This window comes from Enterobacter sp. Li2LvB3, from assembly GCF_056156645.1.
The window spans coordinates 1-21,458 of the sequence record NZ_JBSICG010000033.1 but is presented as its reverse complement, the minus strand read 5'-3'; the positions used below and the strand labels follow the sequence as shown (position 1 = coordinate 21,458).

Here is a 21,458-nt window from a genome sequence, read left to right as displayed (position 1 = left end):
TGAACTGCGTTAATACAAAGTGAACGTATTATCACTGCATTGATTATAAAGTGTGATATCAATCACGTTATCAACCTCTCATGTTAAAGGGGTGTATCATGGCTGCAGTTGCACCCCTCCGGAATGAGTAGGTAAACTTGATGAGGATGGGTGCTGAAAAGTTGATCCATACTATGCGTAAGGTCTGCCGTTTATGTTGCAATAGCAGACCTGCCTCTGTGGTTGTTCAGGAATACCGTTGTGTCTAAACAAAACCGTGCTACCCACGCGTCGCCACTGCCTGCGGGCATTGTGGAACTGTCGGTACACAGACCGCCCCATATTACCCGCGCCACTCCCGATTTTCTGGCGGAGGAAGTCCCTGTTGCCCTGGTCTACAACGGTATCTCGCACGTTGTGATGATGGCCTCGCCCAAAGATCTCGACCTGTTTGCCATCGGCTTTTCCCTTTCGGAAGGCATCATTGAGCACCCGCAAGATATCTACGGCATGGACGTGGTTCAGGCCTGTAATGGCCTTGAAGTGCAAATTGAGCTCTCCAGTCGCCGCTTTATGGGGCTGAAAGAGCGCCGTCGCGCGCTGGCCGGGCGCACGGGCTGCGGAGTCTGTGGCGTTGAGCAACTTAACGATATTGGCAAACCAATAGCCCCGCTGCCGTTTACCCAGACATTTAACCTGGCGCACCTCGACAGCGCGCTTGAGCATTTGAACGATGTTCAGCCCATTGGCCAGCTGAGCGGTTGTACACACGCCGCAGCCTGGGTGCTGCCATCAGGTGAAATTGCTGGTGGACATGAGGATGTGGGTCGCCATGTGGCGCTGGATAAACTGCTGGGCCGCAGAGCGCGTGAGAACGCTATCTGGCAACAGGGTGCTGCGCTGGTGTCCAGCCGGGCCAGCTATGAGATGGTGCAGAAGTCGGCGATGTGTGGCATTGAAATTCTGTTCGCGGTGTCAGCGGCGACCACGCTGGCTGTGGAAGTGGCAGAGCGCTGCAACCTGACGCTGGTCGGATTCTGTAAGCCGGGAAGGGCGACGATTTATACTCATCCTCAGCGTTTAATTATTAATCAATAATTTTGAATGATATTAGCAAATCCTTCCGCTTTTAGTTGTTCATGATGAGGTCTAGTATTTATCTCATCAAGGCACGGCGCCTTATCTAAACAACCAAATGAAAGGGTTTAAATCATGAAAAGCATCAAAACTTTTGTCGCTGTAATTGCTCTGGCTACTTCTTTCGGTTCTTTCGCTGCACAGACTGTCACCGCAACCGCCTCAACCATTGACGGCGCAGAAGCGAAAATCGCAGCTCAGGCTCAGGAAGCAGGCGCGTCATCTTACAAAATTACTCAGGCATTCTCTGGTAACCGCGTACACATGACGGCAGAACTGACCAAATAATCCCGCTTTACCGTCGAAAGGGCGCCCCCGGGGCGCTTTTTTTATTGGATCCCCGCCAGACGCAGCAGAGCCGTCACGACCGTCGCCGCCACGATTACCACAATTAACGGCATTTTTCGCCAGGCTAAAAACACCGCAAACGCCACGCCCAGCACCCGCGCCATTCCGGCGAAGTGTTCCCCTTCATAAAACGTGGTCGCCAGCGCCACGGAGAACAGCAATACCGTTGCCGCGTCAGAAAGCAGCGCCTGTGAACGCTCAGAAAGCGCCAGTCGGTTCCCAAGTTTCGCCCCGCCAAGACGCATCAGATACGTCCCTGCCGATAAGATGGCGATACCCAGAATAAAGAATGTCATGTTTCCCATTATTTTTTCCTCGCCGCCAGGCCCAGTAAAGAAAGAAGAACCGGTAAACCGACCGGCGCAAATGGCACGGCGGCCAGCGACAACATGGCGCCGCTACAGGCGCGGATGAGCGTGGTGCGGTTTTTAAATGCCGGAACCACCAGCGCCAGTAAAATGGCAGGGAACACGGCATCCAGTCCGATGGTTTCCGGGGCGGGTAAGAGTTTGCCAACCACTGCCCCCAGTAACGCGCCGAGCGGCCAGATGAGCGCCACGCCAAGACCGCATAACCAGTAGGCGGCTTTTCGCTGTTCAGGCGTTTTTTGCGACAGGCCAAAGACCACACTTTCATCGTTCATGATGTGGCAGCCGAGCAGGCTGAGGCCGCGATTACCCACCAGTTCACGCACTGTTACGCCGAACGGGACATGGCGCGCGTTGACCAGTAAGCCCGCAGCGGCAGCCGCCAGCGGATTACCGCCGCTCGCCACAATGCCGATAAACATAAATTCAGACGCGCCCGCCAGCACGGTGATAGACAGCACAAACGGCACCCAGACCGGGAAACCATACGCCATCGCCAGCGAGCCGTAGGACATCCCGACAACGCCAACGGCCAGGCACACCAGGATGATTGCTTTTATCGTGTCGCCCTTAAGGCAGGAGAGGTGATGCTTCATACAATTTTAGCCATATCGAACGTATTTCCATTATAATGAACGCATCAATATCGTTTTTCAAGATGAACGATTCGTTCGATTTATAGAACAGAGGCCGTTATATGACGCAGCCAATTAGCGTGATCGCCAAAAGTCTGGTGCGAGAACGCCTGCGAACCGGGCTTTCACTGGCGGAAATTGCCCGCCGTGCCGGGATCGCCAAGTCCACGCTTTCGCAGCTGGAATCCGGCAACGGTAACCCAAGCCTGGAGACGCTCTGGTCGCTTTGTGTTGCGCTGGGTATTCCGTTTGCCCGCTTGCTGGAGCCGCAGCAGCCCACCACGCAGGTCATTCGCCGTGGTGAAGGCACCAAAGTGATTGCTGAACAGGCAAACTATCAGGCGATTTTGCTGGCCGCGTGCCCGCCGGGTGCCCGTCGGGATGTCTATTTACTGCTGACGCAGCCGGGTGCGGATCGTATTTCCCAGCCGCATCCACCGGGTTCGGTTGAGCATATTATTGTGACGCAAGGCCGGGCACTGGTAGGCCTGACGGATGCGCCAGAGGAGTTGGGGCCAGGGGATTACATTTGTTATCCCGCCGATCTGCCGCATATTTTTAAGGCGCTGGAGCCGGATACCCATGCGCTGCTGGTTGCGGAACAAAACTAACGAAGTTACGGAAAATCATGTCGCTTAAAGCCATTGCCAAAGAACTGGGGCTGTCTGTTACCACCGTCAGCCGCGCCCTGAACGGATATGACGACGTCTCTAGTGAGACGCGCGCCCGCGTTGAAGCGGAGGCCCAGCGCCGGGGTTACCGGCCTAACACCTTCGCCCGACGTCTGAAGATGGGTAAAATCGATGCCGTCGGCCTGGTGTTTCCGGTTCATCCTGTTCCGCTCAATAACAGCGTATTTATGGACATGGTTGGCGAAATTAGCCACGAACTTGCGCGACATGAAATCGATCTCCTGCTGATTGCCGATGACGATCTGGCCGACAAGCACAGCTACATGCGCATGGTGCAAAGCCGCCGCGTGGATGCGCTGATTGTGGCGCATACGCTGGATCATGACCCGCGTCTGGAGCAGCTCCAGGCCGCCGGATTTCCCTTCCTGGCGCTCGGGCGTAGCCAGCTGCCGCAGCCATACGCATGGTTCGATTTCGACAATTATGCTGGTACGTATCAGGCGACCCGCTGGCTTATCGACAAGGGCCATCAGCGGATTGCGTTTCTGGGTGAGAGCAACAGTCAGGCTTTCATTACGCAGCGTCGGCAGGGTTATCTGGACGCATTGCGGGAAGCTGGCCTTTCCAGCGAATGGCTGCGCGCCATGCCGCCATCGCGTCGCGTGGGGTATGCCACCACGAATGAGTTACTCTCTTTGCCGCAACCACCGACTGCCATCATTACCGACTGCAATACCCACGGCGACGGCGCGGCCATGGCACTGGCACAGCGTGGCCGCTTAACAGGCGAAAACGCGGTGTCGCTGGTGGTATACGACGGTTTGCCGCAGGACAGCATCGTGGAAATCGACGTGGCATCCGTTATCCAGTCAACGCGTCAGGGCGTGGGAATACAGATTGCCGATATGGTGCGCCAGCTGATTAACGGCGACGATATCGCTCAGCTTCAGGTGCTCTGGCAGCCGGAATTCTCCCCAGGCCAGACGGCCTAAATACAGCAAATTTCCAAACCCGATCACAAATCCGAAACGTTTTGGTTCTCATCCGAAACGTTTCGGATCAACACTCAGGACATCCCGATGACAGGAGATGTCTGATGCAAGATTTCATTTTACGACTCGAAAGCAAGACGGTAGACGTGGTGATAAAAACGCACCCGTTCGCCGAAATTCTCTACTGGGGGCCACATCTTAGCCACTTTTCACCACAGGATGCCGCAAGTCTGTCGCGCCCGGTGGCCAACGGCAGACTGGATGTTGACTCCCCGGTCACGCTGATGGCGGAGCTGGGCCACGGTTTGTTTGGGTCGCCCGGGATTGAGGGGCACCGGCAGGGGCTGGACGGCTCGCCGGTATTCAGGACCTCTGATGTACAGCTGCAGGGGCAAACCCTGACGGTGACGGCAGAAGATGCGCACGCTGGCCTGCGCCTGACCAGTGAGCTGGCGCTCGATGCCAGTGGCGTGCTGGTGGTACGTCATGGTTTAACTAACCTGCACGCACTTCCCTGGCAGGTTGACCGCTTTGCCGTGACGCTGCCGGTTGCGGAACGCGCTCAGGAAGTGATGGCCTTTCATGGGCGCTGGATCCACGAATTTCAGCCGCACCGCGTGAAGCTTGAGCACAACAGCTTTGTGATAGAAAACCGCCGCGGAAAAACATCCCATGAGCACTTCCCGGCGCTGATCTCAGGCACCTCGTCTTTCAGCGAAATGCAGGGTGACGTCTGGGGCGTACATCTGGGCTGGAGCGGTAACCACCGCCTGCGCGCTGAAGCCAAAACGGACGGACGCCGTTATCTCCAGGCCGAAGCGCTCTATCTGCCAGGGGAAATGGCGATTAACGAAGGGGAAACGCTCTGGACGCCGCGCCTGTTTGCGAGCTACTCAGCGCAGGGGCTGAACGGCATGAGCCAGCAGTTCCACCGCTACCTGCGTAGCAACATTATCCGCTTCCCGGAAAACAAACCGCGCCCGGTGCACCTCAACACCTGGGAAGGGATCTATTTCCACCATGATCCTGAATACATTATGCGGATGGCCGACGAAGCGGCGGCGTTGGGTGTCGAGCGTTTTATTATCGACGATGGCTGGTTCAAAGGCCGCAACGATGATCGCCGCGCGCTGGGCGACTGGTATCTGGACGAGAAAAAATACCCGAACGGCCTGACGCCGGTCATCAATCATGTGAAACAACTCGGCATGGAGTTTGGCATCTGGGTTGAGCCGGAAATGATTAGCCCTGATTCTGACCTCTACCGTGCACATCCCGACTGGGTGCTGGCGTTGCCGGGCTACGAGCAGGCGACCGGACGTCATCAGCTGGTACTCAACCTGAATATCCCGGAAGCTTTCGACTATCTGGTCGAACGTATGAGCTGGCTTCTGGGCGAACATGCGGTCGACTACGTGAAATGGGATATGAACCGCGAGCTGGTGCAGCCCGGGCATAACGGTAAAGCCGCCGCCGATGCACAAACGCACCAGTTCTATCGTCTGTTAGATGTGCTGGGCGAGCGTTTCCCGCATATTGAATTTGAATCCTGTTCCTCCGGCGGCGGACGCATTGACTATGAGGTGTTGACCCGCAGCCACCGTTTCTGGGCTTCCGATAATAACGATGCGCTGGAGCGCAACACCATTCAGCGGGGCATGAGCTATTTCTTCCCGCCAGAGGTGATGGGCGCGCATATCGGTCATCATAAATGTCACGCCACCTTCCGCCAGCACAGCATAGCCTTTCGTGGCCTGACGGCGTTGTTTGGCCATATGGGGCTGGAACTGGATCCACTCAGCGTGGACGCGCAGGAACGCGAAGGGTATCGCCATTACGCCGCGCTGCATAAGCAGTGGCGCGAGGTTATCCATCACGGTATCCAGTGGCGGGTAGATATGCCGGACAGCAGCACCCTGGCGCAGGGTATAGTGAGCGAAGACAAAACGCAGGGGCTGTTTATTGTCAGCCAGCTCGCGATGCCAGATTACACCCTGATGATGCCGCTGCGCATGCCGGGGCTGGAGGCCAGCGCGCAGTATCGCATCACCCTGCTCGATCACCCGAATATTCGTTTAACGGGTGAGGGCGGCCACACCATGCGCAAGTTACCGGCGTGGATGGAAAACTCGCAAACGGTGAGCGGTGAGTGGCTGATGCAGGCGGGGATTGCGCTGCCGATCCTGGACCCGGAAACCGCCATTCTGATTGGCGTGGAACGCGTGTAAGGGTGATGGGCCGGGTAACCGGCCCTCCGTTGAGGATAAAAATAATGAACACAACAACCTGTACCCACAAAGACAACCCTAATTTCTGGATCTTCGGGCTGTTTTTCTTTCTCTATTTCTTCATTATGGCCACCTGCTTTCCGTTCCTGCCGATCTGGCTGTCGGATATCATCGGGCTGAACAAAACCCATACCGGGATTGTGTTCTCCTGCATTTCGCTTTCGGCTATCGCCTTCCAGCCGGTGCTGGGGGTTATCTCAGATAAGCTGGGGCTGAAAAAACATCTGCTGTGGATTATCGCGGTGCTGCTGTTTTTATTCGCGCCGTTCTTCCTGTTCATCTTTGCGCCACTGCTTAAAGCCAATATCTGGCTGGGTGCGTTGAGCGGCGGGTTGTATATCGGATTTGTCTTCTCGGCGGGTTCAGGGGCAATTGAGGCTTACATTGAACGTGTGAGTCGCAACAGCTTCTTCGAGTACGGCAAGGCGCGCATGTTCGGCTGTCTCGGCTGGGGGCTGTGTGCCTCAACGGGGGGGATCCTGTTCGGCATCGATCCGTCGTATGTCTTCTGGATGGGGTCGGGGGCGGCGCTGCTGTTGATGCTGCTGCTGGTGGTCGCGAAGCCGAAGCCCAACCAGACGGCGCAGGTGATGAACGCCCTGGGCGCAAACCAGCCGCAGATCACCGCCAAAACCGTATTCAACCTGTTCCGTCAGCGCAGAATGTGGATGTTCATCCTGTATGTGATTGGCGTGGCCTGCGTGTATGACGTGTTCGACCAGCAGTTCGCTACCTTCTTCAAAACCTTCTTTGCCACACCGCAGGAAGGGACGCGCGCCTTTGGTTTTGCCACCACGGCAGGGGAAATATGTAATGCCATCATCATGTTCTGTTCGCCGTGGGTCATTAACCGCATCGGGGCGAAAAACACGCTGCTGATTGCCGGGCTGATTATGGCGACGCGCATTATCGGATCGTCATTTGCCACCACCGCCGTGGAGGTGATTGCCCTGAAGATGCTGCACGCGCTGGAAGTGCCGTTCCTGTTGGTGGGGGCATTCAAATACATCACCGGGGTGTTTGATACTCGCCTGTCGGCCACTATCTACCTGATTGGCTTTCAGTTTGCGAAACAGTCGGCGGCCATTTTCCTCTCCGCCTTTGCCGGGAATATGTATGACCGGATCGGTTTCCAGGATACTTACCTGATGCTGGGCTGTTTTGTGCTGGCGATTACGGTGGTGTCGGCATTTACGCTGAGCAGCCGGCAGGAGATTGCCGCTGCCGCGGGCGCGGCAGCGTTACCCGATCAGGCCAGGTAAAATACCTCTTTCAGCCCGGCGCTGACCGGGCTGTTATCCGGGTTCGACGGCATGACGTCACCCATGAATTTCCACCAGCGCTGGCAAACGTCGGTATTCGCTACCGCGTTCCAGCGCTCTTCCGATTCAATCTCTACGGTTGCAAACAGCAGATTGCGTTCCCTGTCGAGATAAATGGCGTAGTGGTGCGCGCCGTGGCTTTTCAGCGTGGCTTCCAGCTCAGGCCAGATGGGGTTATGGCGACGCTGGTACTCTTCGTGCGCGTCCGGGTTTACCTGCATCACAAAGGCTTTGCGGATCATAATGCCTCCAGATACAGCTCGCGGACTTCATCGCGGCTGGCGGTGCGTGGGTTGCATGGCGCACAAGGGTCGGCGAGGGCTTTATCCAGCCAGCCTTCGATATCCGCTTTGGTCACGCCAAGCTGGCTGAAACCAGACGGGATGCCAACCCGGATGCTCAGGTCGCGGATTGCCTGGATGGCTGACTGGCTTGCCGCTTCATCGCTCATGCCGCGCGTGTCGACGCCCATCGCCTGCGCCACACGGGCGAAGCGCGCGACAGCGTGAGGGCGGTTAAAGTTTTCGATGATCGGCAGCAGGATGGCATTGCACACGCCGTGCGGCAGGTTGTGGGTTGCGCCCGGCTGGTGTGCAAGGGCATGTACCAGCCCCAGACCCGCACTGTTGAACGCCATACCCGCCAGATACTGACCAAACGCCATTTGCTCGCGCGCTTCCAGGTTATGGCCATCGTCGACCGCTTTTGGCAGCCACAGGTTGATCAGGCGAATGGCTTCCAGCGCATTGGCATCGGTCAGTGGGTGAGCGCCAACGGAGACATAGGCTTCAATAGCGTGGGTTAATGCATCCATACCGGTAGCGGCGGTGACGGACGCAGGAATATCGAGCATTACGCTGGCATCGTCCACGGCGATATCCGGGATGATGTTCGGGTCGATGATCACCTCTTTCACCTGGCGCGCGGAATCGATGATGACCGCGTTGCTGGTCATCTCTGCCGCCGTGCCTGCGGTGGTGTTAATCGCCACCAGCGGCACGCCCGCGTTTTTCACCTTGCCCACACCAGAATAAGCGGTTGACGGGCCAGGGTTGGCGGTGAGGATCTTGATGGCTTTGGCGGTATCAATCGGGCTGCCACCGCCGAAGGCGATGACGTAATCACACTCCGCGCTCTGGTAAGCTGCAAAACCTTTCTGCACCAGGGCTTCCGTCGGGTTCGGGAATACCTCATCAAACAGATGGTATGACATCTGATGGGCGTCCAGCGCGGCGAACAGGCTGTCCAGCAGGCCGAGTTTCACCAGCTGACCATCGGTGACGACCAGCGCTTTACCCCACTGTTTGTTTGCCACCAGATTCACCATATCGCCGATCGCACCCGCGCCGTGCAGGCTGATTTTTGGAAGTGCCAACATAAAGCTCATGATAATTCTCCTTAATTACTGTGATTTTTATGCCAGGTGGCGCAGTGCCACCCGGCAATTAGATCCGTCTTCGCTGCATAATCCGGCGCGTAATAATGGGCAGTGAAATCACCACGATCAGCATCGCGCCGATAATCACCGACATCACAATGCCGGGCACGTTAAGCAAGCTCAGGCCAAAGGTCACCAGCCCCATCAGGAAGGCGGCGATAATCACGCCGACCATGCTGCCGGATCCGCCCAGAATATTGACCCCACCGAGCACCGCCATCGTCACCACTGCCAGCTCCCAGCCCATCGCGATCGTCGGGCGGGTACTGCCCAGACGCGAGGTCAGCAGCACCGAAGCCAGGCCGGACATCAGCCCCACCAGTGCAAACAGGATCAGGTTATGGCGTTTGACGTTAATGCCCGAATACCACGCGCCGGTTGGGTTATTCCCGATGGCGTAGGTGCGGCGGCCGAAGTTGGTACGGTGCAGCACAAAGGCAAACACCGCCGCGAGCACGATGAACAGGGCAAACTCAAATGACAGCGCGCCAAAGACGTAGCCTTGCCCTAACCAGGCGAAGCTATCCGGGTAGCTGTTCAGCGCCTGATCGCCGAGCAGGATGTAAGTGATACCGCGATACAGGCTCATGGTGCCGATGGTGATGACGATGGATGACAGGTTAAAGCGCGTCACCAGGATGCCGTTGAACAACCCGCACAGCAGCCCCACACCTAATCCCACGCACACCAGCAGTGGCGTATCCAGGCCAGCTGCCGCGCAAAAGCCCATTACCGTGGAGCTGAGTGCAATGGTGGAGGCCACCGACAGATCAATTTCCCGGGCGATAATCAGCATCGCCATTGGCAGCACGATGATCGCTTTTTCGGTGAAGTTGAATGTCGCATCCGAGAGGTTCCAGATGTTGAGGAAATAGGGTGAGGCGAGGGCATTCACCACAAACACCGCCAGCGTGACTGCCAGCAGAAAACCTTCCCAGCACAGCAGGCGCTGGAAAATGCCCGCCGGAGCAGGCTCGTTTTTGAACTCTTCAGAGGTCATCATTTTGCTCATGATTTCACCGCCATTTTCTGACGTGCCAGCGCGGCGTCACGCAGGATCAGGCGGCCTTTACGTTTATTGCCGCGCTCGTTAAGCAGAACCGCAATCACGATAACCGTGCCGGAAATCGCCATTTGCCAGAACGGAGAGACGCCAATCACCGGCAGGGCGTTGTTGATGACCCCGAGGAAAAGCGCGCCAAACAGACAGCCGAGCACCCGCCCGGTACCGCCCATGGTACTGATCCCGCCGATGACGCACGCCGCCACTACCTGTAACTCAAAGCCGTTGGCAACATCGACATAAGCCACCGCAAAGCGTGAAATCCACAGATAGCCGCAGAATCCGGCTAACAGCCCCGACAGGCAGAAGCTGACAAACTGCATCTTTCCGGCGTTGATCCCGGTGTAGTAGGCCGCCGTGGCGTTACCGCCTGCGGTGTAGAGCGCACGGCCCGTACGGCTGTAACGCAGGAAATAGCCCACCAGCAGCACCGCGGCGATGGCGCACCAGCTCAGCACCGGCAGCCCCAGCACCGAGGCGCGCGGCAGACCGAGAAAATCCGCCCCCATCTGGTTAGAGTTGACCCAACCGCCGCCGGAGAGCAAAAAGATTATCCCGCGGTAAATGCTCATGGTGCCCAGCGTCACGACAATCGCCGGAATGCCCAGCTTCCACACCAGCAGGCCGTTAATGACGCCCATCAGCAGGCCAAGCGCGGTGGCGAGGATTAGCAGTGTCCAGACGGGAACATCCGGGTAATGGAAGTTAATCAGCGCGACAATCATCCCGGTCAACGCAAGGTTCGCCGCCATCGACAAATCAATGCCTTTGGTCAGCAGCACCATCATTTGTCCAAGTGCGAGGATTACCAGAATGGAGGTATCGTTAAATATCTCCACCAGGTTACCCGGCGCGATAAAGGACGGCACGCGGCTGCCAATGGCAATCACCATCAGAATAATGACCGCCCCCAGCAGGGCTTCACGGTGTTTAAGGAGTTGGTTCAACATTATGCCGCCTCCTGTTTTGCACCGCTGGCGGCGCTAACGATGGTTTCCGCCGTGGCAGCGCCCGCCTGATATTCCGCGACCATCAGCCCTTCGTGCATGACGATTATCCTGTCCGCCATGCCCATCACTTCCGGCAGCTCTGACGACACCATAATCACCGCCAGGCCCTGCCCAACCAGTTCGGACATAAATTGATGAACCGCTGCTTTTGAGCCGATATCAATGCCTTTTGTTGGCTCATCGAGGATGATCACGTCAGGATGCGTGGCCAGCCATTTGCCGATCACTACTTTTTGTTGGTTACCGCCTGAGAGAGTTTCAACCGCCTGCTTCCAGCTAAAGGCTTTGACCTGCAAACGCTTTGCATACTCGTCTGCAAGCTGCCATTCACGGTCATCGTCCAGCACACCATTCGGGTTGAGCTTGCTGAGCTGCGGCAGGCTGATGTTCTGCGCAATAGGCAGTTCGATAATGGCGCCCTGTTTCTGACGCTCTTCCGGCACGCAGACGATACCGGCTTTGATGGCATCGGCAGGCTGGCGAAAGTGCTGTGCGTGGCCGTTCAGAACAATTTCCCCGGACGACGGCCGCGTGACGCCAGAAAGTGCCTGCATCAGTTCGGTACGCCCGGCGCCCACCAGCCCATAGAAGCCAAGAATTTCCCCTTTACGCAGGGAAAAAGTGATATTGGCGAATTCGGTCGGGTGGCACAGGTCTTTCACCTCCAGCACCATTGCACCTTTTTCGCAGTCGACTTTCGGGAAGGTCTGGGTAATGGCGCGCCCGACCATCATCGACACCATCCGCTCTTCGGTTATCTCGCTCATCGCCCCGGCACCCACAAAGACGCCGTCGCGCAAAATGGTGTAGTGGTCGGCAAGCTCAAAGATCTCGTCGAACTTGTGCGAAATAAACAGGATGGCTTTGCCTTCCTGCTTTAAGCGTTCAACGATTTGGTAAAACTCGAGGATTTCGTGTTGCGACAGGGCTGCCGTGGGTTCGTCGAGAATAACGACCTGCGCCTCAAACGACAGCGCACGGGCAATCGCCACCATATGACGCTGGGCGATGCTCAGGGTTTTCAGCGTGGCGCGTGGGTCGATTTGTACTTCCAGGCGGGTGAGGATGGCCTGCGCCCGGCGGTGCATCTCTGGCCAGTCGAGCTTTTTGAAAAAGCCTTTGTAGAGGTATTGCCCGACGAAAATATTTTCGGTGACCGACAGTTCATCGAACAGGACGGTTTCCTGATGAATGGCGGTGATACCAACCTTGTGCGCCGATTCCGGCGTCGGGAGCTGAATAGGGATCGCCTTATAGAGGATCTCGCCCTCTTCAGGCTGGTAAATGCCGGTCATCACTTTGACCAGCGTCGACTTGCCCGCACCGTTTTCACCAATAAGGGCGGTGACTTTGCCGGGCCAGAGCTCAAGCTGGACGTTCTCAAGGGCACGCACCCCCGGGAAAACCTTGGTGATGCCGGAAAGCTGTAGCAATGGGGTCATGATAGTTCTCCATAGTATTCCCTCTCCCCTCGGGAGAGGGGGAAAGGATCAAAAGATCTTCGAGAACTTATCAATATTGCTGGCATCGTAGACGAACGGCTCAGCCATCGCCCCGTTACCGTCGGCATCCAGCTTCACTTTGCCCAGTTTACCCATGCTGGCTTCGTCTTTCGTTGCCGTACCTTTCACCAGGTCATCTGCTAAATAGGTTGCGGCGTAGCCCAGATCGATGGGGTTCCAGATAGCAAAGCTCTTGCTGGCACCAGATTTCACCGCGCCCGCCATTTCAGACGGCAGCCCTAATCCCGTGACGTACACTTTGCCAATCTTGCCCTGGTCTTTGACCGCCTGGGCTGCGGCCACAATGCCGACAGACGATGGCGAAACGATCACTTTCAGGTCCGGGTAGGTTTTCAGCAGACCGACCGCTTCGCGGTAGCTCTTGTCAGAGAGATCGTCGCCGTACGCCACGGTCACCAGATTGACGGACGGGTACTGCGGCAGCACCTTTTTCATCTCCACAATCCAGGTGTTCTGGTTGGTGGAGGTTGGCGTGGCGCTCAGCACGGCTACTTCGCCTTTCTCCACGTTCAGCGCTTTTAGCGCATCGGCAGCGAGCTTGACGTTGGTTTCGCCAATCAGGGCGTTGTTGGACGGGTTCAGGTGGATTTGACGCCCGGCTTTTGCCACGCCGGAATCCCAGGAAACGACTTTGATCCCACGCTGCATCGCTTTCTTCAGCACCGGAACCAGAGCGTCAGGATCGTTCGCTGAAATCGCGATCGCATCAACGCCCTGGGCGATCAGCCCGTTCAGCACTTCGATCTGCGCTTCAGCGGTGGTTGTGGTTGGGCCGGTATAAATGACTTTTACATCACCTAACTCTTTGGCTGCCTCCTGTGCGCCAACGTTCGCTGCCTCGAAGAATCCATTTCCTAATGATTTCGCCACCAGGGCGATTTTGACTTCTGCTAAAGCGGAACCGGACAACGCCAGAGCGGCAACGGTGAGGATCAAGCTTGTCTTTATTTTCATTGCTTTTACTCCACTGACTTGAGTTAGTTGTAGGGATTGCAGGTGGTTTTCGTCCCGTCTGAATTAGCGGGACGCGATGTTTTTATTGGTACAGATCTAACGCCGACTGCACCGGGCGTGTACCTGATGCAGTCGGTTCTTGCCGGGATTACTTATCCACGTTTGCTCAGAATCTCTTTCTCATACGCCCGCACGTTGTCCAGCCACTGGCTGCCTGCCGGAGCATCGTTACGCTGGCAATACATTTCCCAGACCGCCTGCCATGGCAGGGATTTCTGCTCTTCCAGCAGGGCCAGACGGGCGGTGTAATCGCCGTTAGCTTCCAACTGTTTGAGTGCATCGGTCGGTTCCAGCAGCGCCCGCAGCAGCGCTTTCTTCATGTTGCGGGTGCCGATAACCCATGCCGCGATGCGGTTGATGGAGGCATCGAAGAAGTCGAGGCCAATGTGCACGCGGTCGAACAGGTCGTGGCGAATGATTTCGCTGGCGATGGCCTGCGTTTCGTCATCCAGCAGCACGACGTGGTCGCTGTCCCAGCGTACCGGGCGGCTCACATGCAGCAGCAGGCGCGGCACGTAGAGCATGGCGGCGGAAATTTTGTCGGAGATCACCTCTGTTGGATGGAAGTGACCGGCGTCCAGGCACAGCGCGGTCTGGCGGCTGGTGGCGTAACCCATGTAGAACTCGTTAGAGCCCACGGTGTAACTTTCAGCGCCAATGCCGAACAGCTTGCTCTCTACGGCGTCGATGTGGTGCGCCGGGTTCAGTTTTTCGCTGATAGCCTCATCCAGTGCGGCCAGCAGACGCTGACGCGGGGCCAGACGGTCAACGGTGATATCTTTCATGCCGTCCGGGATCCAGATGTTCATCACCGATGGCGTGCCAAGCTGTTCGCCGAACCAGGCCGAGACGCGGCGGCAGGCCTTCACGTGGTCGATCCAGAACTGACGAATTTCGTCATCCGCATGGGCGAGGGTAAAACCGTCGGCGCTCAGCGGGTGAGAGAAGCAGGACGGGTTAAAGTCCAGCCCCAGTTTGTTGGCTTTCGCCCACTCAACCCAGTTCTTAAAGTGTTCTGGTTTGATCTCGTTACGCGCAACTGGCTCGCTTGATTCGAGGTAAATCGCATGAAGGTTCAGGCGTTTTGGCCCCGGGATCAGGCTTAGTGCCAGTTCCAGATCGGCACGCAGTTCGGTCGCGTTACGCGCTTTGCCCGGATAGTTACCGGTCGCCTGAATGCCCCCCGTCAGGGAACCGCCCGGGTTTTCGAAACCGGCGACGTCATCGCCCTGCCAGCAGTGCATGGACACCGGCAGACGGTCGAGCTGGCTCAGCGCCTCTTCGACATCCACGCCAACGGCGGCGAAACGCTGTTTAGCCAGGTCCCAGGCTTGTTCAAGTTGAGTGGTCATGCGCAAAGCTCCTTAGTCAGTCGTTTTTGCTGAAACTGGGCCCGGTAGCGGGCAATTTCATTGCAGGGATTGGGTGTGAAGGTGGTCAGGCTGTAGTTCGCTGTCACCACCGAGCGGAAATCGTCAACGTTTGAAAGCTCATCCAGCGTCATCAGCTGAATGCCGATATTGCCGAGCGTGGAGGCTTCAACAGGGCCTGCCACCACGGTGATACCGCAGGCATCGGCGCAAAGCTGGTTCAGAAGCTGGTTCTGGCAGCCACCGCCCACGATGTGTAACTGGCTGAATGGCTTACCGCGAAGGGCTTCCAGCTCGCTCAGCACATCGGCATACAGCAGCGCCAGGCTGTCGAATATGCAGCGCGCCAGCTCAGCGGGGCTGGATGGCACGGAATGTCCGGCCTCAAAGCAGGCGGCCTGGATCTCCGCGCTCATGTGCGCCGGGTTAATAAAACGGTCATCGTTCGGGTTAATCAGGAAGCGACATGCAGCCAGTGCTCCGGTATCGGCGATGAGGCGCGGCAGGTCGGTAATGCTTTGCTCTTTCAGCACGCGCTGAAGCAGCCACAAACCCATGATGTTTTTCAGCACCCGATAACGGCCTTCCGCACCGCCTTCATTGGTGATGTTTGCCACCAGAGCGGCGGTGCTGGTGTACGGCGTTTTGCTCTCAAAGCCCATCAGCGACCAGGTGCCGGAAGAGAGGTAGGCTGCGTCTTTACTGGCGAGCGGCGAGGCAATCACCGCGCTTGCGGTATCGTGGCTCGCAACGGCCACCACCGGGATTTCATTGCCCTGCGGGCATATCCACTGACCGATCACATTACCGGGATGGGTTGGCGTGCCGAACCAGGAAGCGGATGCGCCCGTCCAGTTCAGCAGATGTTCGTCCCAGTTATCGGAATTGATGTTGACCAGCTGAGTCGTGGTGGCGTTGGTGTATTCCCAGTTCATGTTGCCGGTCAGGCGGTAGCTGAAGTAATCCGGGATCAACAAGGCATGGGCGACATTCGTCACCAGCTCCGGCTGTGTGTCGACCAGGGCGCGCAGCTGGTAGAGCGTATTGAAAGGGAGGAACTGAATGCCTGAGCGGCCATAGATATTCGCCATGCCGAGTTGTTCGATGGCCTGCATCATTACACCATCGGTACGACTGTCGCGATACGAAACAGGCAGGCCAACGCGCTCGCCGTTGTGACCAAGCAACACATAATCCACGCCCCAGGTATCAATACCGATGCTATCGATACGGATCCCGTCATCGCAGACTTTCGTCAGCCCGATGCGGATTTCGGCCTCCAGGCCATCAATATCCCAGGTGTCAAAACCATCCTGTTTTTGCAGGCAGTTAACAAAGCGGTGCATTTCACGAAGCGAAAGTGTGCGCTGGGTACAGTCATACGTGGCCAGCATTACGCGGCCGCTGGATGCGCCTAAATCGACTGCCACACAATGGCGAAATGTCATGTTCGGGTCCCTCTTTAAGTCATTGGGGATGAGTGTAAGAAAGGGAAGAAAAAGTCACCTTCTCGTTACTGACAGGCGAAAACCGGGGCTGGCAAGAAAGCAAAGATGAACGTGAGGGAGTTCACAGTTTCCAGTAATGGCGGGCTTTGCAGGCAATGTGACGCTTGCCGCATTTCCTGATCTTTCCATCTGTTTCTTGAAAAACGGGCAGCTTTTGCGAGGTTTGCTGCCGAAAATTTAAGGTGAGTCTGAAGAGCCTTAATTACTATTTTGAGAACATTTCTCATCGGTGGGGGCTGCTATGACCGTACTATACAGCGTGGATTTTTTTCCTTCGGGAGGTTCGCCTGTTGCGATTGAACCACGGCTCCCACAGGCTGCATTTCCGGAGCATTACCATGATTTCCATGAAATTGTGATTGTTGAACACGGTACGGGGATCCACGTGTTTAACGGCCAGCCGTACACTATCAGCGGCGGTACGGTGTGCTTTGTGCGTGACCACGACAGACATTTGTATGAACATACGGACAACCTGTGTCTGACCAATGTGCTTTACCGGTCACCGGATGCGTTTCAGTTTCTTTCGGGGCTTAACCAGCTGCTGCCGCAGGAGAAGGACGGGCATTATCCGTCGCACTGGCGGGTGAATCAGGCCACGCTGCAACAGGTGCGCCTGCTGGTTAATCAGATGGAAAAGAGTGAAGACGGGCACGAGACGCATGTCATCGCCACCCGCGAGCTGCTGTTTATGCAGTTACTGGTACTGCTGCGCCGCAGTAGCCTGGTGGAAGGGCTGGAGAATAACGACGCGCGGCTGAATCAACTGATGGCCTGGCTGGAAGACCACTTTGCCGAGGATATCCGCTGGGAAACGCTGGCGGATGATTTCTCGTTATCGCTACGCACCCTGCATCGTCAGCTCAAACATCACACCGGACTCACACCGCAGCGTTATCTCAACCGCCTGCGCCTGATCAAAGCGCGCCACCTGCTGCGCCATACTGACGAAAGCGTTACGGATATCGCCTATCGCTGCGGTTTCGGCGACAGTAACCATTTTTCGACCTTGTTTCGCCGGGAATTTAACTGGTCGCCGCGCGATATTCGCCAGGGTAAGGACGCATCACTCCAGTAACGCGAGGGCAGTCACCGTTTTCTTGCCGCAAAAAAGCTAATAATGTCAGGTTATTCGCCGTTGAGGTTGTGGTGTGGCTGCTCAGTTAATCCTTCGCAAAAATGATTTCTTTGCCTCCGCCGGCCAGTCCGTTGCGGTGGCCGATCGCTATCCGCAAAATGTTTTTGCCGAACACACGCATGAGTTTTGTGAGCTGGTGCTGGTGTGGCGGGGAAACGGCTTACACGTTCTCAACGACCGGCCTTACCGTATTACTCGCGGTGACCTGTTTTATATCCGCGCCGAAGACAAACACTCCTACGCCTCGGTAAACGATCTGGTGTTGCAGAACGTGATTTATTGCCCGGACAGACTCAAGCTCAACGTCGACTGGGCCGCGCATATCCCGGGGTTTAACGATGCCAGCAGCACGCCGCACTGGCGTTTAAGCAGCAACGGCATGACCCAGGTGCGCCAGGTGATTTCCCTGCTTGAACAGGAGAGCCAGAAGGCCGACCCGCTTGCCAACCCGATGGCGGAACTGCTTTTCGCACAGCTGGTCATGACGCTTAAACGCTATCGCTACGCCACCGATAACCCCTCCGCGAGTGAACAGGAAGCGCTGCTGGACAAGCTCATTACCACCCTTGCGGGCAGCCTGAACAAGAGCTTCGTGCTGGAGAAGTTTTGCGAACAGGAGCAGTGCAGCGAGCGCGCGCTGCGCCAGCAGTTTCGTACTCAGACAGGAATGACGGTGAACCACTATCTGCGCCAGCTGCGCATCTGTCATGCTCAGTATCTGCTACAGCATACGGAGCTGATGGTCAGTGAAGTGGCGATGCGCTGTGGCTTTGAGGACAGTAACTACTTTTCGGTGGTGTTTAACCGCGAGGTGGGGATGACGCCGGTTCAGTGGCGTCATCGCAGTCGAAAGGCGGCGTAATCAGTTCGCCATGCCGAGGCCAACGATGTTGGCGGCGATAATAATCACCACGCAGCCCAGGCTCAGTACGCCCACCGGACGACGCCCGGCATTGTTCCACTCCTTCAGGATCAAACCCACTAACCCGCCGCACAGCACGTAGAAGCTCATGTGCAGCATCCAGCTCATGTAGTCATACTGCGCCGGAATACTGGCGTGACCCCAGGCGTAGAAGAAGAACTGCAAATACCACATCAGGCCGCCGAGAGCAGAGAGCAGCACGTTGGTGATGATCAACGGTTTTGCCAGAGAGAAGTCTGCTTTTACCGACAAGTTCTTCACTTTTGCCAGACGAATGAAGCAGAAGCCCAGGTTCACCAGCGCGCCGCCGCCCATAATCACCACGTAGCTTGGCAGCGCAACGTACAGCGGGTCTACGCCCAACGCGGCAGCGGCTTCATGCATCGGTTTGGCGGCGTTCATCGCAAAGGACATACCGGCCGAAAAAATGCCGCACATCACCGCCAGCACCAGACCTTTCTTCAGGTTGAAGTCTTCGGCCTTAATGCCCATTTTGCGCTCTTTGAGCTGGCCTGCGCGGGTCACGATAGCCACGCCAATCACCGCAACCAGCACGCCAAGCAGCGTCATCTGCCCGCCCTGAGTGTGGATCAGCACATTGAAGTTGCCATTGAGGATCGGCGTCATCAGCGTACCGACAATCAACGTAATACCGATGGCAATACCAATGCCCATCGACATGCCGAGGTAGCGCATGGTCAGGCCATAGTTGATGTTACCGATACCCCACATCGCACCGAACAGAAACACCGGCAGCAGCGTGGAGGCGTTAAAAGAAGAGTAGTAAGCCCAGAAATCGGGCAACAGCACAGCGCTGATGGTCCAGGGCAGGATAAGCCACGAGACGGTACCCCCAACGGACCACATGGTTTCCCACGACCAGTGTTTAACCTTTTTAAACGGGGCATAGAAACAGGCCGCACTGGCTGCGCCTATCAGATGCCAGAAAATACCCATCGTAATCGCATGATTCATTTTTACATCCTCATCGTTTTTATATGTCGGAGGCTTCCCGCCGACTTGATGAGTGTAAAAATTAGGCGGATTGGGAACCTTCAGAAGGTTGCCGCAATTTGGTTTTAAATGGCAATTAACGCGTTAACCGCGTGAGCAGACTCACAATTTCGTGATTGTTGCGAAAGACGAATAACCTTATAAAAACTACGGCATTGATAATCATTTTCAATATCATTTAATTAACTATAATGAACCAACTGCTTACGCGGCATTAACAGCTGTGCCGCCCGACACTAATGGAGAGGATTATGAGTTACACACTGCCATCCCTGCCGTATGCCTACGACGCACTGGAACCGCATTTCGACAAGCAGACGATGGAAATCCATCACACTAAACATCACCAGGCTTATGTGAACAACGCGAACGCAGCGCTGGAAAGCCTGCCAGAATTCGCAAACCTGTCTGCTGAAGAGCTGATCACCAAACTTGACCAGCTGCCAGCTGACAAGAAAACCGTTCTGCGTAACAACGCAGGTGGTCACGCTAACCACAGCCTGTTCTGGAAAGGCCTGAAAACCGGCACTACCCTGCAGGGCGACCTGAAAGCGGCTATCGAGCGCGATTTCGGCTCTGTAGACAACTTCAAAGCTGAGTTTGAAAAAGCTGCGGCTACCCGTTTCGGCTCAGGCTGGGCGTGGCTGGTACTGAAAGGCGACAAACTGGCTGTTGTCTCTACCGCAAACCAGGACTCCCCGCTGATGGGTGAAGCAATTTCTGGCGCATCCGGCTTCCCAATCGTGGGCCTGGACGTGTGGGAACACGCTTACTACCTGAAATTCCAGAACCGTCGCCCTGACTACATCAAAGCATTCTGGGATGTGGTTAACTGGGACGAAGCAGCAGCGCGTTTCGCCGCTAAAAAATAAGGTTGCATTGACGCCTGTGAGAAGCGAGTCTTATGACTCGCTTTTTTTGTATCTGTATACCCGTCATACTCCACGTTGCAGGTGCGTTGGCTGCGCTCGCTCACCCCAGTCACTTACTTGAGTAAGCTCCTGGGGATTCACTCCCTTGCCGCCTTCCTGCAACTCGAATTATTTAGGGCATATAAAGGAGCCAGGATGCACTACCCGGTGAATGTATTTACAGGCAAGGTAAGGGATTACGATGGCAGCCGCCCGAGCGCCATCGCCAAAGTACAGGTTGACGGAGAACTGACGTTAACCGATGTCGGGCTGGCGGGCGACGAGCAGGCCGAAAAGAAAATCCACGGCGGGCCTGAGCGCGCGCTGTGCCACTACCCGCGCGAACACTATCAGCACTGGATCACCGCATTCCCTGAACAGGCAGACCTGTTTGTGGCGCCGGCGTTTGGCGAGAACCTCTCGACCGAAGGGTTGACCGAGAATAACGTCTTTATCGGTGATATTTTCCGTTGGGGAGATGCCCTGATTCAGGTGACGCAACCGCGCTCGCCGTGCTTCAAACTTAATTATCATTTCGGTATCAGTGATATGTCGGCCCGTCTGCAAACGGCGGGTAAAACCGGCTGGCTGTACCGCGTGGTACTGGCAGGGCAGGTTTCTGCGGACGCGCCGCTGGAGCTGGCGTCACGCCTGAGTGATGTCTCGGTGTACGACGCCTGTGCGATTGCCTGGCATATGCCGTTTGACGATGAACAGTATCATCGCCTGCTGTCGGCGGCGGGGTTATCGACCAGCTGGACAAGAACGATGCAGAAGCGCCGCATTAGCGGTGAGATCGAGGATAATTCGCGGAGATTGTGGGGGAAATAACAGCCCCTCACCCCG

Annotated in this window: 21 protein-coding genes; 10 read left to right on the top strand and 11 right to left on the bottom strand. The window is 56.4% G+C overall.

The features are described from left to right. The first annotated feature begins 240 nt into the window (after window positions 1-240). Together fdhD and ACS603_RS21405 are read left to right on the top strand one after the other, a co-directional pair. Window positions 241-1,077, top strand: coding sequence for a formate dehydrogenase accessory sulfurtransferase FdhD (gene fdhD, locus ACS603_RS21410; RefSeq protein WP_315687361.1), 837 nt, complete (start codon window positions 241-243; stop codon window positions 1,075-1,077). A gap of 114 nt (window positions 1,078-1,191) precedes the next feature. Then, window positions 1,192-1,404, top strand: a complete 213-nt coding sequence (locus tag ACS603_RS21405; RefSeq protein ID WP_023309747.1) for a YdgH/BhsA/McbA family protein — start codon at window positions 1,192-1,194, stop codon at window positions 1,402-1,404. A 41-nt stretch (window positions 1,405-1,445) separates the two neighbouring features. Here the strand turns inward: ACS603_RS21405 and ACS603_RS21400 are convergent, their stop codons facing one another. Continuing rightward, window positions 1,446-1,769, bottom strand: coding sequence for an AzlD domain-containing protein (locus ACS603_RS21400; RefSeq protein WP_446491793.1), 324 nt, complete (start codon window positions 1,767-1,769; stop codon window positions 1,446-1,448). Further along, window positions 1,769-2,428, bottom strand: coding sequence for an AzlC family ABC transporter permease (locus ACS603_RS21395; RefSeq protein WP_474944913.1), 660 nt, complete (start codon window positions 2,426-2,428; stop codon window positions 1,769-1,771). The genes ACS603_RS21400 and ACS603_RS21395 overlap by 1 nt, the downstream gene beginning before the upstream one ends. 101 nt (window positions 2,429-2,529) lie before the next feature. Here ACS603_RS21395 and ACS603_RS21390 point away from each other — a divergent pair, with 101 nt between their 5' ends. The 4 genes from ACS603_RS21390 to ACS603_RS21375 all read left to right on the top strand — a co-directional run bounded on the left by ACS603_RS21390 (window position 2,530) and on the right by ACS603_RS21375 (window position 7,641). Next, window positions 2,530-3,078 (top strand): helix-turn-helix domain-containing protein, encoded by a 549-nt coding sequence (locus ACS603_RS21390; protein WP_014072379.1) that lies wholly within the window; start codon window positions 2,530-2,532, stop codon window positions 3,076-3,078. Window positions 3,079-3,095: 17 nt separating this feature from the next. Continuing rightward, window positions 3,096-4,091 carry a LacI family DNA-binding transcriptional regulator gene (locus tag ACS603_RS21385; protein ID WP_446491791.1) on the top strand — a complete coding sequence of 332 codons (996 nt, stop codon included), beginning with the start codon at window positions 3,096-3,098 and terminating at the stop codon, window positions 4,089-4,091. A 104-nt stretch (window positions 4,092-4,195) separates the two neighbouring features. Then, complete coding sequence (locus ACS603_RS21380) at window positions 4,196-6,319, top strand: alpha-galactosidase (RefSeq protein WP_474944912.1); 2,124 nt, start codon at window positions 4,196-4,198, stop codon at window positions 6,317-6,319. A gap of 44 nt (window positions 6,320-6,363) precedes the next feature. After that, complete coding sequence (locus tag ACS603_RS21375) at window positions 6,364-7,641, top strand: oligosaccharide MFS transporter (RefSeq protein ID WP_474944911.1); 1,278 nt, start codon at window positions 6,364-6,366, stop codon at window positions 7,639-7,641. Here ACS603_RS21375 and rhaM read toward each other — a convergent pair. From rhaM to rhaB, 8 genes are all read right to left on the bottom strand, one after another. Then, window positions 7,629-7,943, bottom strand: a complete 315-nt coding sequence (rhaM, locus tag ACS603_RS21370; RefSeq protein WP_182063019.1) for an L-rhamnose mutarotase — start codon at window positions 7,941-7,943, stop codon at window positions 7,629-7,631. The genes ACS603_RS21375 and rhaM overlap by 13 nt on opposite strands. Then, window positions 7,940-9,088 carry a lactaldehyde reductase gene (fucO, locus tag ACS603_RS21365; protein WP_182063018.1) on the bottom strand — a complete coding sequence of 383 codons (1,149 nt, stop codon included), beginning with the start codon at window positions 9,086-9,088 and terminating at the stop codon, window positions 7,940-7,942. The genes rhaM and fucO overlap by 4 nt, the downstream gene beginning before the upstream one ends. Window positions 9,089-9,146: 58 nt before the next feature. Beyond that, window positions 9,147-10,151: an ABC transporter permease gene (locus tag ACS603_RS21360; protein ID WP_182063017.1), complete on the bottom strand. Its 1,005-nt coding sequence runs from the start codon at window positions 10,149-10,151 to the stop codon at window positions 9,147-9,149. Beyond that, entirely contained in the window at window positions 10,148-11,152 is a 1,005-nt protein-coding gene (locus ACS603_RS21355; protein WP_182063016.1) for an ABC transporter permease, read from the bottom strand. The genes ACS603_RS21360 and ACS603_RS21355 overlap by 4 nt, the downstream gene beginning before the upstream one ends. After that, window positions 11,152-12,654 carry a sugar ABC transporter ATP-binding protein gene (locus ACS603_RS21350; RefSeq protein WP_474944910.1) on the bottom strand — a complete coding sequence of 501 codons (1,503 nt, stop codon included), beginning with the start codon at window positions 12,652-12,654 and terminating at the stop codon, window positions 11,152-11,154. The genes ACS603_RS21355 and ACS603_RS21350 overlap by 1 nt, the downstream gene beginning before the upstream one ends. A 48-nt stretch (window positions 12,655-12,702) precedes the next feature. Continuing rightward, the gene (gene rhaS, locus ACS603_RS21345; RefSeq protein ID WP_474944909.1) at window positions 12,703-13,689 is read right to left on the bottom strand and encodes a rhamnose ABC transporter substrate-binding protein; all 987 of its coding nucleotides are present in this window, start codon (window positions 13,687-13,689) and stop codon (window positions 12,703-12,705) included. 152 nt (window positions 13,690-13,841) lie between these two features. Beyond that, entirely contained in the window at window positions 13,842-15,101 is a 1,260-nt protein-coding gene (gene rhaA / locus ACS603_RS21340; protein WP_182063014.1) for an L-rhamnose isomerase, read from the bottom strand. Beyond that, window positions 15,098-16,567, bottom strand: coding sequence for a rhamnulokinase (rhaB, locus tag ACS603_RS21335; RefSeq protein ID WP_182063013.1), 1,470 nt, complete (start codon window positions 16,565-16,567; stop codon window positions 15,098-15,100). The genes rhaA and rhaB overlap by 4 nt, the downstream gene beginning before the upstream one ends. A 301-nt stretch (window positions 16,568-16,868) precedes the next feature. Between rhaB and rhaS (ACS603_RS21330) the strand changes: the two genes are divergently transcribed. Both rhaS (ACS603_RS21330) and rhaR read left to right on the top strand, forming a co-directional pair. Continuing rightward, complete coding sequence (rhaS, locus tag ACS603_RS21330) at window positions 16,869-17,705, top strand: HTH-type transcriptional activator RhaS (RefSeq protein ID WP_474944908.1); 837 nt, start codon at window positions 16,869-16,871, stop codon at window positions 17,703-17,705. A gap of 73 nt (window positions 17,706-17,778) precedes the next feature. Next, a complete protein-coding gene (gene rhaR / locus ACS603_RS21325) occupies window positions 17,779-18,627 on the top strand; it encodes an HTH-type transcriptional activator RhaR (protein WP_474944907.1) in 849 nt (282 codons plus the stop codon). Here rhaR and rhaT read toward each other — a convergent pair whose 3' ends face one another. Beyond that, on the bottom strand, window positions 18,628-19,662 hold the full coding sequence (rhaT, locus tag ACS603_RS21320; RefSeq protein ID WP_474944906.1) for an L-rhamnose/proton symporter RhaT: 1,035 nt from the start codon (window positions 19,660-19,662) through the stop codon (window positions 18,628-18,630). A gap of 290 nt (window positions 19,663-19,952) precedes the next feature. Between rhaT and sodA the strand changes: the two genes are divergently transcribed. Further along, entirely contained in the window at window positions 19,953-20,573 is a 621-nt protein-coding gene (sodA, locus tag ACS603_RS21315) for a superoxide dismutase [Mn] (RefSeq protein WP_182063009.1), read from the top strand. Between the two features lie 195 nt (window positions 20,574-20,768). Beyond that, the gene (gene yiiM / locus ACS603_RS21310) at window positions 20,769-21,443 is read left to right on the top strand and encodes a 6-hydroxyaminopurine reductase (RefSeq protein ID WP_182063008.1); all 675 of its coding nucleotides are present in this window, start codon (window positions 20,769-20,771) and stop codon (window positions 21,441-21,443) included. The last annotated feature ends 15 nt before the right edge of the window (window positions 21,444-21,458 follow it).